Here is a 241-nt window from a genome sequence, read left to right as displayed (position 1 = left end):
ATTTTGTGACGCGCGAAACGAACCCGTCGAATGAGGCGCGTTACAGTGTGCGTTCTCTGTCCGCTGCTGGCGCACTGGATACTGTCGGAAAATTCCATTCGTACCGGTTCCGCGAAGGCGCGACCGAAGCTATCGCGCAAATCGCGCTCACCCATCACGAAGCACAACAAGGGTAAGACCATGGCACGCTATCAAATCATCGTCAGCAATTTGGGAACCGTTTTGGACACGGAGCGCAGTA

1 protein-coding gene is annotated in these 241 nt (G+C 54.8%); it reads left to right on the top strand.

Annotated features, from left to right (window positions below):
* The first annotated feature begins 5 nt into the window (after positions 1-5).
* Positions 6-176, top strand: coding sequence for a hypothetical protein (locus tag AC1RPN_RS09190; protein WP_481763879.1), 171 nt, complete (start codon positions 6-8; stop codon positions 174-176).
* Positions 177-241: the final 65 nt, after the last annotated feature.

Source organism: Dellaglioa sp. CoH-57-MRSF-20 (assembly GCF_056781955.1).
The sequence above is the reverse complement of the archived record's forward strand: the minus strand, read 5'-3'. Positions and strand labels throughout refer to the sequence as shown.